19 protein-coding genes are annotated in these 15,648 nt (G+C 40.9%); 4 read left to right on the plus strand and 15 right to left on the minus strand.

Going from position 1 to position 15,648, the window contains the following annotated elements; genetic code table 11:
- The first annotated feature begins 114 nt into the window (after positions 1–114).
- Both zupT and yaaA read left to right on the plus strand, forming a co-directional pair.
- Positions 115–909 (plus strand): zinc transporter ZupT, encoded by a 795-nt coding sequence (zupT, locus tag SRA_RS08590; RefSeq protein WP_003089886.1) that lies wholly within the window; start codon positions 115–117, stop codon positions 907–909.
- Between the two features lie 23 nt (positions 910–932).
- A complete protein-coding gene (gene yaaA / locus SRA_RS08595) occupies positions 933–1,664 on the plus strand; it encodes a peroxide stress protein YaaA (RefSeq protein ID WP_003089888.1) in 732 nt (243 codons plus the stop codon).
- 178 nt (positions 1,665–1,842) lie between these two features.
- Here the strand turns inward: yaaA and nrdG are convergent, their stop codons facing one another.
- From nrdG to SRA_RS08630, 9 genes are all read right to left on the minus strand, one after another.
- A complete protein-coding gene (nrdG, locus tag SRA_RS08600) occupies positions 1,843–2,448 on the minus strand; it encodes an anaerobic ribonucleoside-triphosphate reductase activating protein (protein ID WP_003089890.1) in 606 nt (201 codons plus the stop codon).
- The gene (locus SRA_RS08605; RefSeq protein WP_003089892.1) at positions 2,408–2,950 is read right to left on the minus strand and encodes a GNAT family N-acetyltransferase; all 543 of its coding nucleotides are present in this window, start codon (positions 2,948–2,950) and stop codon (positions 2,408–2,410) included. Before SRA_RS08605 ends, nrdG begins: the two co-directional genes overlap by 41 nt.
- Positions 2,925–3,095: a hypothetical protein gene (locus tag SRA_RS10365; RefSeq protein ID WP_003089894.1), complete on the minus strand. Its 171-nt coding sequence runs from the start codon at positions 3,093–3,095 to the stop codon at positions 2,925–2,927. The genes SRA_RS08605 and SRA_RS10365 overlap by 26 nt, the downstream gene beginning before the upstream one ends.
- Before the next feature lie 525 nt (positions 3,096–3,620).
- Complete coding sequence (gene nrdD, locus SRA_RS08610) at positions 3,621–5,825, minus strand: anaerobic ribonucleoside-triphosphate reductase (protein WP_003089895.1); 2,205 nt, start codon at positions 5,823–5,825, stop codon at positions 3,621–3,623.
- A gap of 99 nt (positions 5,826–5,924) precedes the next feature.
- A complete protein-coding gene (locus SRA_RS08615; RefSeq protein WP_302048532.1) occupies positions 5,925–7,457 on the minus strand; it encodes a DUF2079 domain-containing protein in 1,533 nt (510 codons plus the stop codon).
- Positions 7,458–7,536: 79 nt separating this feature from the next.
- The gene (locus tag SRA_RS10500) at positions 7,537–7,665 is read right to left on the minus strand and encodes a hypothetical protein (RefSeq protein ID WP_003089897.1); all 129 of its coding nucleotides are present in this window, start codon (positions 7,663–7,665) and stop codon (positions 7,537–7,539) included.
- A 69-nt stretch (positions 7,666–7,734) separates the two neighbouring features.
- Entirely contained in the window at positions 7,735–8,040 is a 306-nt protein-coding gene (locus SRA_RS08620; RefSeq protein ID WP_003089898.1) for a DUF1292 domain-containing protein, read from the minus strand.
- Positions 8,041–8,129: 89 nt separating this feature from the next.
- On the minus strand, positions 8,130–8,549 hold the full coding sequence (gene ruvX / locus SRA_RS08625) for a Holliday junction resolvase RuvX (protein WP_003090938.1): 420 nt from the start codon (positions 8,547–8,549) through the stop codon (positions 8,130–8,132).
- Positions 8,546–8,815: an IreB family regulatory phosphoprotein gene (locus tag SRA_RS08630; protein ID WP_003089901.1), complete on the minus strand. Its 270-nt coding sequence runs from the start codon at positions 8,813–8,815 to the stop codon at positions 8,546–8,548. The genes ruvX and SRA_RS08630 overlap by 4 nt, the downstream gene beginning before the upstream one ends.
- A 166-nt stretch (positions 8,816–8,981) precedes the next feature.
- Here SRA_RS08630 and SRA_RS08635 point away from each other — a divergent pair, with 166 nt between their 5' ends.
- Both SRA_RS08635 and SRA_RS08640 read left to right on the plus strand, forming a co-directional pair.
- Positions 8,982–9,416, plus strand: coding sequence for a LytTR family DNA-binding domain-containing protein (locus tag SRA_RS08635; RefSeq protein ID WP_003089903.1), 435 nt, complete (start codon positions 8,982–8,984; stop codon positions 9,414–9,416).
- A 14-nt stretch (positions 9,417–9,430) separates the two neighbouring features.
- Positions 9,431–9,877 (plus strand): DUF3021 domain-containing protein, encoded by a 447-nt coding sequence (locus SRA_RS08640; RefSeq protein WP_003089904.1) that lies wholly within the window; start codon positions 9,431–9,433, stop codon positions 9,875–9,877.
- A gap of 206 nt (positions 9,878–10,083) precedes the next feature.
- Here SRA_RS08640 and SRA_RS08645 read toward each other — a convergent pair whose 3' ends face one another.
- The 6 genes from SRA_RS08645 to ruvA form a co-directional block, all read right to left on the minus strand.
- Entirely contained in the window at positions 10,084–10,503 is a 420-nt protein-coding gene (locus tag SRA_RS08645) for a hypothetical protein (RefSeq protein WP_003089906.1), read from the minus strand.
- 587 nt (positions 10,504–11,090) lie between these two features.
- Positions 11,091–11,489, minus strand: coding sequence for a transcriptional regulator Spx (gene spx, locus SRA_RS08650; RefSeq protein WP_003089907.1), 399 nt, complete (start codon positions 11,487–11,489; stop codon positions 11,091–11,093).
- A gap of 84 nt (positions 11,490–11,573) precedes the next feature.
- Complete coding sequence (recA, locus tag SRA_RS08655) at positions 11,574–12,722, minus strand: recombinase RecA (RefSeq protein ID WP_003089908.1); 1,149 nt, start codon at positions 12,720–12,722, stop codon at positions 11,574–11,576.
- Between the two features lie 42 nt (positions 12,723–12,764).
- Positions 12,765–14,021: a competence/damage-inducible protein A gene (locus SRA_RS08660; protein ID WP_003089911.1), complete on the minus strand. Its 1,257-nt coding sequence runs from the start codon at positions 14,019–14,021 to the stop codon at positions 12,765–12,767.
- A 279-nt stretch (positions 14,022–14,300) separates the two neighbouring features.
- Positions 14,301–14,861 carry a DNA-3-methyladenine glycosylase I gene (locus SRA_RS08665; RefSeq protein ID WP_003089912.1) on the minus strand — a complete coding sequence of 187 codons (561 nt, stop codon included), beginning with the start codon at positions 14,859–14,861 and terminating at the stop codon, positions 14,301–14,303.
- 37 nt (positions 14,862–14,898) lie between these two features.
- On the minus strand, positions 14,899–15,492 hold the full coding sequence (gene ruvA / locus SRA_RS08670; RefSeq protein ID WP_003089915.1) for a Holliday junction branch migration protein RuvA: 594 nt from the start codon (positions 15,490–15,492) through the stop codon (positions 14,899–14,901).
- Between the last annotated feature and the right edge of the window lie 156 nt (positions 15,493–15,648).

Here is a 15,648-nt window from a genome sequence, read left to right on the forward strand (position 1 = left end):
TTTTAATTTTAAATTAGTTTTTGTAATATTTTCTCCCGTTTTTCTCATTTGCTGAAAACAGCAATTCATATTATAATGAGAGCATACAAACATATCCCAGAGAAAGAATTTATTATGTCTCAAAATTTACTTACCGCCTTTGTGCTTACCGCCATCGCGGGCCTGTCAACCGGTATCGGCAGTCTCATCGCTTTTGTTGCTAAGCACACCAATAAAGCCTTTCTGTCCGTCAGCCTTGGTTTTTCCGCCGGTGTTATGATTTATGTTTCTATGATTGAGATTGTCCCTGCTGCACAGGATATTCTGATTAAAGCACTGGATAAAAGAAGCGGTTCCTGGTTCACTGCTCTGGCTTTCTTTGGCGGCATGTTTTTAATTGCCATTATTGATAAATTGATTCCATCTGAGGAAAATCCTCATGAAATCAAAACCATTGAAGAAGAAGAGCATAAGCCCGGCAAACTCATGCGCATGGGACTTATGACAGCCATTGCCATCGCTATCCATAACTTTCCGGAAGGCCTAGCCACCTTTATCTCCGGTTTGCAGGATGCAAGCGTTGCTATTCCCATCGTTGTTGCCATCGCTATTCATAATATCCCTGAGGGCATTGCTGTTTCTGTTCCCATTTATCAGGCAACAGGTTCTAAGAAAAAAGCTTTCACCTACTCTTTCCTGTCCGGTTTGGCAGAGCCTTTGGGTGCTGTTATCGGCTGGTTTTTGTTAATGCCTATTATGAATGATATTGTCTATGGCGCTATCTTTTCAGGAGTAGCCGGTATTATGGTCTTTATTTCTCTAGATGAACTGCTGCCGGCCGCTGAAGAATACGGCAAGCATCACTTAGCCATCTATGGCTTAATCTCCGGTATGATTGTCATGGCTATAAGCCTTTTGCTCTTTATCTGAGACCAATTATTAAGGATCTTTTTATGAAGTTTTTAATTCCCACAGCTAAGGAAATGACAGAAAATGAAGTCTCCTCCTTAGAAGATCTTCCGTCTAAAGCACAGCCTATTATCAGTCAGCTTGCAGCCCTATCTTATGAAGAACTAAGCGCAGCCTATAAGATTAAAACTCAGGCTGCTGAGATCGAATATGAGCGTCTGCAGGCCATTCAAAAAGGACAGGCACAAGCCTACCCAGCACTTCTGCTCTTTAACGGCCTGATGTATCGCCACATTAAACGCGATACTTTATCTCCTAGTGAACAGAACTTTCTAAAAGAACATCTCTTCATAACATCTGCTCTCTACGGCATTATTCCTGCCTTTGAGAGAATCGCTCCCCACCGCCTCGATTTTAATACTAAAATCAGCATTGAAGGAAGGTCTCTCAAAACGTACTGGCGCAAGGATTATGACCGCTTTGTTTTAGAAAACGATACGGTCATCTCACTCTTATCCAGTGAATTCATGGACGTTTTTTCTCCCAAAGTCCGCAGCCAACTGACAGCCGTTAAATTTTTAGAAGCTAAAGATGGTCGCTTAAAATCTCATTCCACCATTTCAAAAAAAGCCAGAGGTGCTTTCCTGACAGAGCTTGTCCAAAGGCAATGTCAGACCATTGAGGACCTGCAGGCTCTTTCCTTTGATGGCTTTCATTATCAGGTAAGCCTTTCAAGCGCTAAAGAATTGGTTTTTGTCAAGCAGAATGACGATTGAAATTCTCAATTTTCAATTTAGTATAAACAGAGTTAATCATAAAAAATGAGAGCGGATCAATGAAATCAAGTTGCTGATTTTCTGTCCCGCTCTCATTTTTTATTATATCACTTAGTTTCTTTACAAATAAGCAGACCTAGTCTAGCCAACTTGAAATAGGCCCAGACTTTGTCAGTTACTAAATCAAGTCATTCCTGTCAATTTGTTCATAACTTTGTTTGCCATCATTGAGCTTATCCCAAATAACGGCCTCGCCTGCAGCCAGTGACTTAGGAACATCAATGATACGCTGATTTGAAGAGCCGCGAAACTGCAGCATGAGATTCTTTTTCGACTTATCAAAACGGCCGTCCACCAAAATATCAATCAGACCAAGCATCTCCAGCTTATCTGCTGTCTCCAGCATCAGCTCTTCCCAAGTATAGCCTGTCCAGGACCAGATGTCCTTTTCAGGCAGTTCCTTACGAATGCGTTTGAGCAGAGGAATGAGAATTCCCGTATTTAAAAATGGCTCACCGCCTAAGAGAGTCAGCCCCTGTACATAAGGCTGAGCCAAATCTTCCATGATTTGCTCTTCTAGCTCCTCTGTATAAGGGACTCCAGCCTTAAATGACCATGTGGCCACATTATAGCAGCCTTCACAGTGGAACATGCAGCCGGATACATAGAGCGAATTACGCACGCCTTCACCATCAACAAAGTTAAAGGCCTTGTAATCGATAATGCGCCCCTGACTCAGCTCCTCACTCTTCCATTCCCCTGGTTTGGGTGTGTTCCATGTCATATTTCTCCTCCAAATCTATCCAATAGCGCTCTATATGGTCTCTGATGTCTTCTAAAATACCGCCGTTAGCCAAAATGACTGCTCGGCTGGCTGGATTGTCGTCACGGCAGGTCAGAAGAATCTTGTTAATATTTTTTGCCTTCGCTTCCAGCAGACCCTGACGCAGCATTTCCTTGGCATAGCCTCTGCCGCGCGCAGACGGCCGAATAGAATAGCCAATGTGACCGCCTTGATTTAACAAGAAGTCATTGAGCCGCAGACGGATGTGCAAAAAACCTAAGGCACGTCCTTTGTTGTCAAAAGAGACCAGCTGAATAGCAGGAACAAAGCCATCAGGAATATCAATCCCCATCTCATAGGCTAAGTTGGTCTGCAGCCAGTCATCATAGTTAAAATCTTCCTTCCAAAAACCGCCGTCATGGGTGGAATGACTGTCAGTGAACTCTTTAATCATCTCAAGAATAGCTTTTTTATCTTTAGGGCTTGGTCTTCTTAACTCCATTGGCAGCTGTCTCTTTTCTTAAAAATTTTTCACGCAGGGCCTGAACGCGAGCTTTTTTATTTTGAGCATTCATACCTTGTGAGTGCTTTTCATGGAAGCGCTGAACCTGTGCTTTCCCTTTATCGTCTAATTGGTATTTCCCCATTTTTTCTTCTTTCTATCAATGTATTAATACTCAGTTAAAATCAAAATCTGATTTTGTTTTTTGCATTCTTCATGTAGTGAAGGGACAAAAGCAACTTCATTTCTGAGTTCCATTCCCTTTCGCTGGGCCAAAGTCTCGAGTCAATCCCTGATGACAGAAGTGCTTATAATTCTGTCACTAGTGCAGAAAGCAAGTTAGAGGACTCAAATAAGAACAATTGCTAAGGTGTAAAAATTTCCAGTCTTGAATTTTATTGAGTATAAATATGAGCCTTAACTGCCTGCAAACAGCAGTCTATCCTACTTATTCCTTCGAATAAAGCAGCAGGAGTAAAAAAGGGACGGGAAACAACAATTTCCCAATCCCTCTCACCATTTCGGTAAACTGACAGCTCAAATCTAAATCTTTGGTGTTCTGCCACAACCAGAAAGCAAGCAATGCTTTACGTCAGTGCACCTAGGTAAAATCTGCCTTCTTGGCCTCAAACGATCATCCGACAAAAACCTGATGGCACACGAAACAAGTCTAGTTTTTATGTCCCGGATTCTTGATGGTTGAACCGTTCATGTGTTTGACACGAGCTGAAATCTCCTTGTGACGGCCATTTACCATAGGACGGGCTTGCGGATTGCCCAGATAGCCACAGGTTCTCTTTACCACATCGGCAGTCTTAGGGTCTGTATTGCCGCAGTTTGGACACATAAAACCACGTTCTGTCGGTGTAAAATCTCCCTCAAAACCACAGTCATAGCAGCGGTCAATCGGCGTGTTGGTTCCCAGATAGCCAACCCGGTCATAGGCGTAGTCCCAAACAGCTTCAAGCGCTTTAGGATTTTGCTGCAGCACAGGATATTCACAGTAGTGAATGAAGCCGCCTGTAGCTCCTGCTTCCGGATAGTCTTTTTCGAAATCTAGTTTTTCAAATGGTGTTGGATTTTTACGCACATCATAGTGGAAGGAATTCGTATAATATTCTTTGTCCGTAATATCTTTAATCACACCAAACTTTTCAGTATCTAGACGGCAGAAGCGGTCTGTCAGGCTTTCAGATGGGGTCGAATAAACAGAAAAATGGTAATTATACTCATTGGACCATTTACCGCAGAGATCCTTCATCTGACGGATAACATCAATGGTAAAGTCCTTAGCTGCCGGATTGGATTCCCACTCACCACCGTAAAAGACAGTGGCCACTTCGTAAAGTCCGATGTAACCAAGTGAAACTGTCGCCCGACGATCCTTGAATAGTTCATCCACTGAATCTTCCTTGCCAAGACGTTTGCCAAAAGCACCGTATTGATACAAGATAGGAGCATTGGCAGGAGTGGCTTCTTTAACACGGTTAATACGATAAACAAGGGCGTCTTTGGCAATAGCCATTTTCTCACTGAAAATATCCCAGAATTTTTCAATATTGCCGTTGGATTCAAGAGCAATACGCGGTAAATTAACAGTAACCACCCCAAGATTCATACGGCCGGAATTAACTTCAACGCCATTTTCATCCTTCCAGCCTTGAAGAAACGAACGGCAGCCCATAGGCACCTTGAAAGAGCCTGTCAGTTCGATAATCTTTTCGTAAGACAGCATATCAGGGTACATCCGCTTAGTTGCACATTCAAGGGCTAACTTCTTGATGTCATAGTTTGGTGTTCCCGGCTCCAAATTCAAACCGCGTTTAACTGTGAAAATGAGCTTAGGAAAGATAGCTGTACGGTGCTCACTGCCCAGACCCTTAATCCGAATGTTAAGGATAGCCTTTTGAATTTCGCGTTCAAACCAATCCTTACCCAAACCGAAACCTAGTGATGTAAACGGTGTTTGACCATTGGAGGTGAAGAGAGTGTTAATTTCATACTCCAGACTTTGCATAGCATCATAGATGTCTTTTTTGGTCTTTTCACGCGCATACTCTTCCCGCTTGTCCTCAGCAACCCATTTTTGAGCATCTTTTAAATGCTTTCGATAGTTGAGTTCTGCATAAGGAGCCAGCGTTTCATCAATGCGGTCAGCTGAACAGCCGCCATATTGGCTTGAAGCCACATTAGCAATGATTTGTGAAATTTGTGCTGTCGCCGTTTGGATAGACTTAGGACTTTCAACCTCAGCATTGCCAATCTTAAAGCCAGACTCCAGCATACCCTTAAAATCAATCAAACAGCAGTTCGTCATCGGGGTGTAAGGGCTGTAATCTAGGTCATGATAATGAATATCCCCCTTAAGATGAGCATTGGCAACATGTTCAGGCAGCATCTTAAGACCGATAGATTTACCAACAATACCAGCCGTTAAATCCCGCTGTGTATTGAAAACATCACTGTCTTTATTGGCGTTTTCATTGACAACTGTTTGATCCTTATTAATCAATTTATCAATCGTAAAATTGATATCAGTTGCCTGAGAGCGCTCAAAATCACGTTTTGCACGATAATTAATATACTCCTGTGCAATAGTGTACTCACCAGCTTCCAGAAGTTCATGCTCTACAATATTTTGAATTTCATAAATTTTAATATTTTCGTTAAAACGCTCATAGATTTCAGCAACAACACGATCAGCAATATCCGATAGTTTGGCCTCAATAAAAGGTGTTATAGGTGTTACCTGATTACTTGCCCTGACGATAGCCTGATAAATTTTGTCTTTGTCAAAAGCAACTTGACGGCCATCCCGTTTAATTACAATCATAGCAGGTTTAACAAAAATATTTTCTTTTTCGAGTGCAATCATATGTCTCTCTCCTTACAAGAGATATTATAACATAAGAAAGGAAAAAATCAATATATTGTGGCAAAAAAAGTAATTAGACACAATATATTGATTTTTAGCCTATTTTCGCTTGTAAACAGTGAAGTCCGGGCTTGTCTTCAGGGAAATCACTTTATAATTTTTTCTAAAATTATTTTCTAAGACGCTCGGAAGACGGTCCGCATTTTCATTAACCAAAACATAAGAAGCTTCATTTTGTAAAAGCTCATCTTCCAGCGTTTTTTTATTAGACGCTTTAACCGTATTGATTGTAGGCAGAGGAAACTGTGAACTGGAGAGACGATTGGCATCCAGATAAATCTTTGCACTGGAATCCCAGACATAAATCTTTGACTTTTTCTCAGTATTTTCTCTGATATAATCAGCTGCCTGTGCTCGTTCCTGATTCAAGCTGTATGAAGAAATATAATGGATAACCGGCTGAGCTAAACCGTAAACAAAGAGCAGACAGGGCAGGTAAAAATGTCCCAGCAAAAACAGTTCAAAGACTCTGCGCGACAGCCGCCTGTGCTGCTTCCGGCGGCGCGACCTGCTCCTCTGGGATTCCTTATATTTATCATCAAGATAAAGACCCGTCAAAACCAAACCAAATGGCAAAAGCAGTAAAAACTGATAAGTGGCAAAACTTTGTGACAGTAAAATAAAAATCAGACTGAAAACAAAGCTTAAAAAGACAATTGACTTAACCAGATCATCTCGGTCCGTCTCACGCTTAATATGATTAAAGAAGGTCAGAGCTCCCATTAACAAGCCCGAAGCAAACAGTACAAAGAGCTGGAAGAAAATTGTCAGCAAGATATCCTCACTGCCCAGAGCAAAATAAGTAAAATAATAAGTCCCGGCCTGCGACACATAAGATGACAGAATTTGCATGTTTAATACAAAATAGCCAAAAGTGTAAAAGACCAAAAGACCGCCAAACAGCAGGCAGAGAAACTGGTAGAAACCGTGGGCATAACGATGATTTTTAATGTTATAGACACAAATCACAACCAAGGAAACCAGCCAGAAAAATAAGGTCCTAGGTTCAATCAAATAGGCGAACGCTCCAGTCAGTCCATAGATAATAAAGCCTTCGTCCCTTGTCAGGCCTGCAAAATATTTAGTCAAAAACCACAGCGACAGCAAAACAAAAGGCATGGCAAACTGAACAGGATAAAGACCGCCAAATCCTAGAGCAAAATTGCCCAGATAAAAGAGCAGTATGGTATTAATGGCCACCTCCTCTTTATCAGTCATATGGTAAACAATTTTATAAAGGAAGATTCCCGAAAAGTAAAAGGCCGCAAACTGAACAAAAATCAGCCAGAAACTGCTTCCTAGCAAATAACTCAAGGAAATAAGCCCATAATAGACAAAGCCGCCCGTCGAAAAAATATCGCTGTAAGGCAAATGATTTTGTGCCATCATAAAGCCCGTATAGAGATTCTGGGACTGCACAGCGTTACCAAAATCAGTGAACACAGGCATAGCCACACTAAAAAAGCTAACAAAAGCGCTGAATATAATAATATAGAGCCGATGCAGAGAATCAACTTCTGCAGGACCTTTACTCTTATCAGAATTCTGGCGGGCACTTTGGTCTGCCAAGATTTCTTTGCTGCTGTATTTATCTTGTCGTTTATCCAAACTCGTTCTCCTTGAATTTTCCTAATTAAAAGTATAACAAAATCTACTTATTAGTCAATTTATCTAAGATAGAAACATAGGTTAAAATATCTCTGAAATGATGGCAGGACTTCTCTTTATAAGCTTTCAAAAACAATTCTTCCTCCCGAGGCAGCTCCTTCTTCTTGCCCATTATACACCCCTTTTAAACTATTCATAAAAGGCAAAAAGAAAAAGCCTGATTATCTCAGACATTTCTAGATTAGTTCTCGTCTTCATCCAAGAAACTGTTGAAAACTTCTTCAATCATATCCCATTCGGCATCAGCGTCTTCCGGAATTGGCTGCAAATCACCTTCTGTGCCGTCTTCATTTTCAGTAAATGAATAGGCTTGAATTTCAATTTGACCATCAGCATCTTCTTCAGCTCCGGCTGGTACTAAGAGAACATAATTTTTCCCAAATTCTTCTTTTCCATCAATCGTTAAGAGAATTTCAAACAAGGTCTCGTTTCCTTGTTCGTCAACAAGCGTGATAAGGTCATGCTCTTGTTCATGATGATGTGACATAATCGCCTCCTATTATCTTTTATAAATCAGCTTTCCTTCCTGTGAAAAAAGCAGCTAATAATCTACTCACAGCTTTTAAGCATCCGTATTTAAAACATTCGATCCAAATAATTTTGCAAAATCAGCTGAGCGGCCAGCTTATCAATAACTTTTTTACGTTTGCCGCGGCTGACATCGGCCTGTTCAACCAGCATCCGTTCTGCCTGAACAGTGGTTAGGCGCTCATCCTGATAATCAACAGGCAGCTCAAAAAGCTTCTTGATTTTTTCTCCGTAAGCTCTGCTGGCTTCAACACGCGGACCGCTTGTATTGTTCATGTTCTTAGGCAGGCCTACGACAAATTTTTCAACCTTATATTCTTTAACCAGAGCTGCCAGGCGCTCAAAGCCGAATTCTTCGTGGGCTTCATTAATAGTAATAATTTCAAGCCCCTGTGCTGTAAAACCAAGAGGATCGCTAATGGCAACACCAACTGTTTTTGAACCGACATCCAGCCCCATTATTCTCATCCTAAATCAATCCCGTTTCCTTGTAAATAGTAACGCACCAATTCTTCAACAATTTCATCACGTTCATACTTACGGATTTGATTGCGGGCATCATTATAACGAGGCACATAGGCAGGGTCACCGCTCAAAACATAACCGACAATCTGATTGATTGGATTATAACCTTTTTCTTCGAGTGAACGATAAACATGTGTCAATGTTTCACTGATTTCTTTTTTATTTCCATCGTCAAGATTAAAACGAACTGTTTCATCTGTAAATCCCACAATAACACCTTCTTTCTCATAGGGAATATCATGTTATATTATATCTTATTTTCAGCATTTTCACAAGGATAAGAGCCACATATCTCAAATTAGGAGCCACATAGCCATAAATACTGGTCTCTCCTTCAAAAATTCTATATACTTGAGACAAAGAAAGGGGATTACTATGAAGCTAGAAGTTATTAGGGACTCTCAATTAAAAGAAACCCTGATCAAAATTTACACGGCCCAGATCGATTTACAAACTCAGGAAATTATTGATTTTATTGAGAAGAAACCTTATTTTATCTACGGTTATAAAAACAAACGGCTGGAATTTATCAAACCTGAAAATATTATTCGGATTTTCACTGAAAACAAGCAGGTTTTCATCCAAACCCCGACGGATACTTATCTGGCCAAACAACGAATTTATGACTTTGAACAGCACTTAAATACAAATTTCATTCGGATTTCGCAGGGAGAGATTATCAACATCAAATACATAAAACAACTAGATCTAACGATAAAAGGAAGCATTGAAGTAAGGCTAAAAAATGGTCTCGTCAGTTTTGTATCCAGACGCAGCATAAGACGCTTTAAAGAAAAATTAAAACTTTAAGGAGAAAAATCACCATGAAAACACTTAAGTATATTATCCGCAACGCCTTTATAGGAATGGGAATCGGTTCATTAGTCAACTGTCTTATCACCATCTTCTTTTTCCCAAACAGCAAGTCTCTGGGAATCCCTAGCTTCACTCAAATGTTCTCATCAAGCTCCAAAGCCAGCGCTGTCCAGCTTTTAATCTTCGCTTCGCTTGGCATACTCCAAGGGGCTGCCAGCAGACTGTTTGAAAATGAAAGATTAAGTTTACTAGCTGCAAGTGCAATACATTACTTTCTAATCCTTCTTCCCCTTATGGTGTCTGGTGTTTACCTCCATTGGTTTGCAATAGCTTGGTCAAGTTTTGTTCAATTCTTACTCCTTGCTTCTGTCATTTACTGCTTCATTTACCTCTTCTTCTATTTAGTACATAAAAAAGATATTGAAGAAATCAATAAGCGCCTTAAGCAGCTCTAAACAGCAAAACTGTGGGACATTTTTAAGCAGTTTCCCACATCAGAATAGCTATTTATTAAAAGAGAAAGAGAGTGGGACAGATGGCAATCATGGCTGTCCCACTCTCTTATTGCTAGATAATGTATTTTTCTTTTTTGGTTGCTGTGACTGGTCGGCAGCAGTTTTTCGTTGATAATCAACCTTCCTTATTCTATCAGCAGCTAAAGCTAAGCCCTTTTTCTATAAGCAAAGAGAAAGAGCAGCAGTACGATAACCCCTAACAGTAGCCCTGAAAAAGGCATGGTAGGCTCAAAAACAAGAGCAAACAGCCGATACGGTGCTATTAAAGCTTCTTTTATCGCTGCTCCCTGCTTAATATCCAAAACAACAAAGGCGCTGTAAGTCAGCGTAAAAAAGATAACTGCATAGCGGATGAAACTAAGTGCAACCAGAGGCCAGCCGCTTAGCTTAGTTCTAGATAATAACAACAGAATGCCCGATAAATAAGCAAAAGGAAGAATAATCAGCCACTGAGACTGGTAAAAGTAAAGCGCAGCCAATGAAGCAATAAAAACCAGACCAATGCCGATTTTATAATACAGCCAAAACGGAGCTAACTCTTTTTGTTTCTTGTTACTTCTTCTCATAATTCGTCTCCTTAATTCCAGTATAGCATAATTTAGGGGAAAAACAGCAGGAATACTGAAAAAATTAAGGCACATCTCATCATTTTTATCTTTAGCAACTTCTGAAACGTCTGATAACCTTCCGCCTCCATTCATTTTACTCTCAGCCTAGAGCCTCGTTTCCGCTGTGACAATCTTTATCCTTTCAAGATGAAACAAAGTCTGTTAGCATACTTTATCATTTTGATCAGCAAAAAAGAGAGGGGCAGACAGCCATGATGGTGAAGTCATACCCGCAAAACGGTGTAAGCTAGGAAGATTATGTATAAAAACGCCCATCCTTCGCCTTTTTATCGTCATTAATGCCTAGCACAGAGGTTGGATATCCTTATCCCTTGTTAGACCAGTGATAGCTCCAATAGTTTTGGGAACTGCTGGAGGGGGACAACCCCATGAACATTAGTTCATGTCAATTTCTAATCAATTGTGCGAAAGTGGGACTGAGACAGTCCGATGACTTATTTCAGGTCAGACACCTTAACATAAAAAATCGAGACAGAAATCACATTCTTGGAATGACTAATTTCTGTCCCGATTTTTTTCACTTTTTACAAAGCCGCACGCAGACGAGCTTCTGTATTTTCAACATTGCGGATAGCCCGCGGTAAGAAAGCGCGAATATCATCTTCTTTGTAGCCGACCTGAAGGCGTTTATCATCAATTAAAATAGGACTTTTCAGAATTCGTGGATTTTCCTGAATCAAATCGATGACCTCATTGACACTCAAATCATCAATATTACAGTTGAGAGCCTTCGCATAACGATTTTTTGAGGATACAATACTTTCAATCCCATTTTCTGTTTTTGAAAGGATATTGAGAATTTCTTCCTTGGTCAGTGTATCTTTTGCTAAGTTTTGTTCTTTATAAGGGAGTTTGTGAGCATTAAGCCATGTTTTTGCTTTCTTACAGCTGGTACAGCTTGAAATTGTATAAATTTTAATCATGTTTCAATCTCTCTTTCCTTACAGGATAATACTATCTTAGCATAATTCATTAAATAAATAGTCGGTCTCTGGACCTATTTTTATTTAATCTTCCAATTCAATAGCATCATCCAATTCGAGAACGAGACCTTGATCAGACTGATCGGTATTTTCTTCTGGAGAGACTTGTTCTTGAACAGATTCACTGTCTTCAATCAAACCATACTGAACACGTACTTTATGGTCAATTTCATCAAAGATTTCAGGGTTATCAGCCAAAAATTTCTTGGCATTTTCTGAACCTTGACCAATCTTTTCACCATTATAAGAATACCAGGCACCAGCCTTTTGAATGATTCCTAAATCACTGGCAATCTTGACCAACTCGCCTGTACGAGAAATCCCTTCTCCGTACATGATTTCTACAAAGGCTTCCTTAAACGGCGGAGCAACCTTATTTTTGACAACTTTGATTTTGGTTTCCTTTCCAATATTGCTGTCTTTTTGATCGCCAGTTCCCTTAATTTGAGTATTGCCACGAACATCCAGACGTACAGAAGCATAAAACTTCAGCGCACGTCCGCCAGGTGTTGTTTCAGGATTGCCAAACATCACTCCGACTTTTTCACGCAGCTGGTTGATAAAAATTGCGATAGTTTTTGTCTTATTGATAGATGCAGACAGTTTACGCATAGCCTGACTCATCATCCGTGCCTGAAGACCGACATGGCTGTCGCCAATGTCTCCATCAATTTCTGCACGCGGTACAAGAGCCGCAACTGAGTCAACAACTACCAAATCAACAGCACCTGAGTCAATCAGCTGACCGGCAATTTCCAGTCCCTGCTCTCCTGAATCCGGCTGCGACAGCAACAGTTCATCAATATTAACCCCCAAGGCTGCGGCATAGGCTGGATCCAAAGCATGCTCTGCGTCAATAAAAGCAGCAATTCCGCCATCTTTTTGGGCCTGTGCCACAGCATGAAGAGCAACCGTTGTTTTACCTGATGATTCCGGACCGTAGATTTCAACAATACGTCCTTTAGGATAGCCACCGGCACCTAAGGCAATGTCAAGGGCTAGGCTGCCTGAGCTCATGACTTGAACTTTTTGTTCAGCTCGTTCGCCAAGGCGCATAACAGCACCCTTGCCAAAATCTTTCTCGATATTCTTTAAAGCAGTATCAAGCGCTTTTTTACGCTCATCTCCAAATTTTTTAGTAATTTCTTCTGTCTTTTTTGTTTTTTTTGCCAATCTTTTTTCTCCTATTCTATATCTTTCAAGACCGTCTTTCCATTATACTAAATTTTCCTTAGATAATAAAGCTTGACGTACTAAATTAAAAGCATGTAAAACAGCAATGTAACGCACATCAGACCGACTGCGACCCCCAATCAAAACCTTTCGCGACAAGGTTCCCTGAGCACTTGCCAGCCCGATAAAGACCGTCCCTGCCGGCTGATCTTCCAGTTGATCGGGACCGGCTACTCCAGTCAGAGAAACAGCCCAGTCTGCTCCTGTCAGAAGCCGTGATTGCTCCGCCATTTTTTTAGCGGTAAAATCACTGACAACACCGTGTTTTTTCAGCTCTTCAAGCGGAATATTCAGCATTTTAGCTTTTTCTTCTATACTATAAGTGACAAAACCACCTTTAAAAATATCCGAAGCCCCTGCAAAATCTGCCAGCCTTGCTTGGAATAAGCCTGCCGTTAAACTTTCAGCTGCTGTGATTGTTTTTCTCTTCTCTTTGAGCAGGTCAAAGACCACCTGAGCCAGTGAATTGTCCTCACCATAGCCGTAAAGATAATCAGACAAACGGTCAACGGCTAAAATTTCTTTTTCCGCCTGAGCCAGCTTAGCATCTGCTTCTTTTTGGCTGTAAGCCTTTGTTGACAGGCGAATCGTCACTTCTCCTGTCTTGGCATAGGGAGCAATAGTAGGATCTGTCTGCCTATCAATCAGGTCGTGCAGCAAGGTAACCAACCGGCTCTCGCCAATACCGAAAAAACGCAGCACGCGCGAATAGAGCTGTTCGGATGTTTCAGATAGATAAGGCAAGAGCTCCTGATTAACCATAGGCTTTAATTCGCTCGGCGGACCCGGCAGTACGACATAAGTCACTCCTTCAGCTACTAAAATACCGCCTACAGCTAAACCCGTAACGTTAGGGAGCGGGCTGCTTCCTGCCACAATCTGCGCCTGACGTTCATTATTGGGAGTGCGGGCCGAGGCCGGACGGGAAGCAAAAAATTCATCTAGGCGAACCTGAGCAGCTTGGTCAAAAACCAAATCTCTTCCTAGAAATTTTGCCAGAGTCTGCTTGGTTAAATCATCTTCTGTCGGCCCTAAGCCGCCGCAAAGTATTACTAAATCGCTGCGGCCTTTAGCAATTTCTAAGACAGACAAAAGACGCTCTTCATTGTCACCTACTGCCGTCTGAAAATAAACATCAATCCCCAGCTGTGCCAGCTTTTCTGACAAAAACTGCGCATTGGTATTGACAATCTGCCCCAGCAAAATCTCTGTCCCTACAGCAATAATCTCAGCTTTCATAATTGTTACCTACTTATCTATTCGTAATGTCGCTTTATTTTATCACAAAATAAGCCTTATTTCCTATTTTTAATAAAATTCATTGTAGACCTGTTAACAGCTAAGCAGCAGGGCTGCCTATCGTGTTTTTACCGCCTTACTCCCAACTCCTTTACAATTAATGCCTAACGATGAAAAAGACAAGGACAGCTGTCCCTGCTTTTTATCATTATTCACTGGCTTTGAATGACGCCTACAGCTCTAACTCTGTCAAGATGATTGTCAATGCAGACTTCTGCCTTACTTACTGGGATTGAAATCACAGTTTACTTCATGGTCATTGATTAGGCCAGCTGCCTGCAGATAAGAATAAATGCAGACAGGTCCGACAAATTTAAAGCCTTTCTTTTTTAAATCTTTTGAAAGTTTCTCAGACAAGTCTGTCTTACTGGGTACTTCTCGGTAGTTTTCTATGTTATTATTAATGCTCCTGCCATTCACAAAAGACCAGAGATAGGCATCAAAACTGGAATATTCTTTTTGAATTTTTAAAAAGGCCTGCGCGTTAGCACGAGTAGAGTAAATTTTAAGTTTATTACGAATAATCTCAGGATTCTCCAGCAGCCGATCTAAATCCTGATCTGACATGCGAGCTACTTTTTGAGCATCATAGTTATGAAAAGCTTTTTTAAAAGCAGTACGTTTATTGAGGACGGTCTCCCAGGACAGCCCTGCCTGATAGGTTTCTAAGCACAATAGTTCAAATAGTTTTTGATCCTCATGGAGCGGTTTGCCCCATTCTTCATCATGATAAGCCATATATAAAGGGTTGTTTTCCTTAACCCAGCCGCAGCGTTGCATAATAACCTCCTGTAGTAAAAACAGCCAATCCTAATTGTTACTTAATAAGCATTTTTAAGGCTGCCTTGATGTAATTCTCAGCTGTGTCATTAGTTCCTTCAAAGAAGGTACGGATTTTTTTCAGTTCTTTGGCCTTATATCCCAGTGCCAAAAGGGCTTCTAGGGCTTCTTCCAGATCTTTATTTTCTTGAACCGAACGCTGGCTTTCTTTGCCGGCCGTCGGCTGTTCAGCAACTGCAAATTTGCCAGCTAGGTCTAAAACCATTTGCTGGGCTGTTTTCTTTCCGATTTTCGGAAATTTCATTAAATAGGTAACATCGCTCTTATCGATAGCGGCTACCAAACCGTCATTATCATCGGCTGCGATAATGGCAAGCGCTGAGGTAGGTCCAATCCCTGAAACAGAGATGAGATTGAGGAAAACCGACTTTTCGTCCTCTGTATGAAAGCCGTAAAGGAGCTGGGCATCCTCGCGTACCACATGATGCAGATAAATTTTCAATTCCTGATTCATCTGCTCTGAAAAACTATATGGATTAGCAACATTGATGATATAGCCCAGACCGCCTGCCTCAACGACAATATATTTTGCTGTGATTTTTGTCAATTTGCCTTTGATATAATCAAACATGTTTTTGTCTACCTCTCTTTAATCTTTATCAGTATAGCATAATTTACGATTTTTCGAAAAACTGTCGGCTAAAAATATCATGCGATTTAATGATGCTTAAGAGAGGGAAAACACGAGAATACCGAATGTACGAAAAAAGAGGCATATTAATTGATA

Origin of the sequence: Streptococcus ratti FA-1 = DSM 20564, assembly GCF_000286075.1 — a bacterium.
GTDB classification, from domain to species: domain Bacteria; phylum Bacillota; class Bacilli; order Lactobacillales; family Streptococcaceae; genus Streptococcus; species Streptococcus ratti.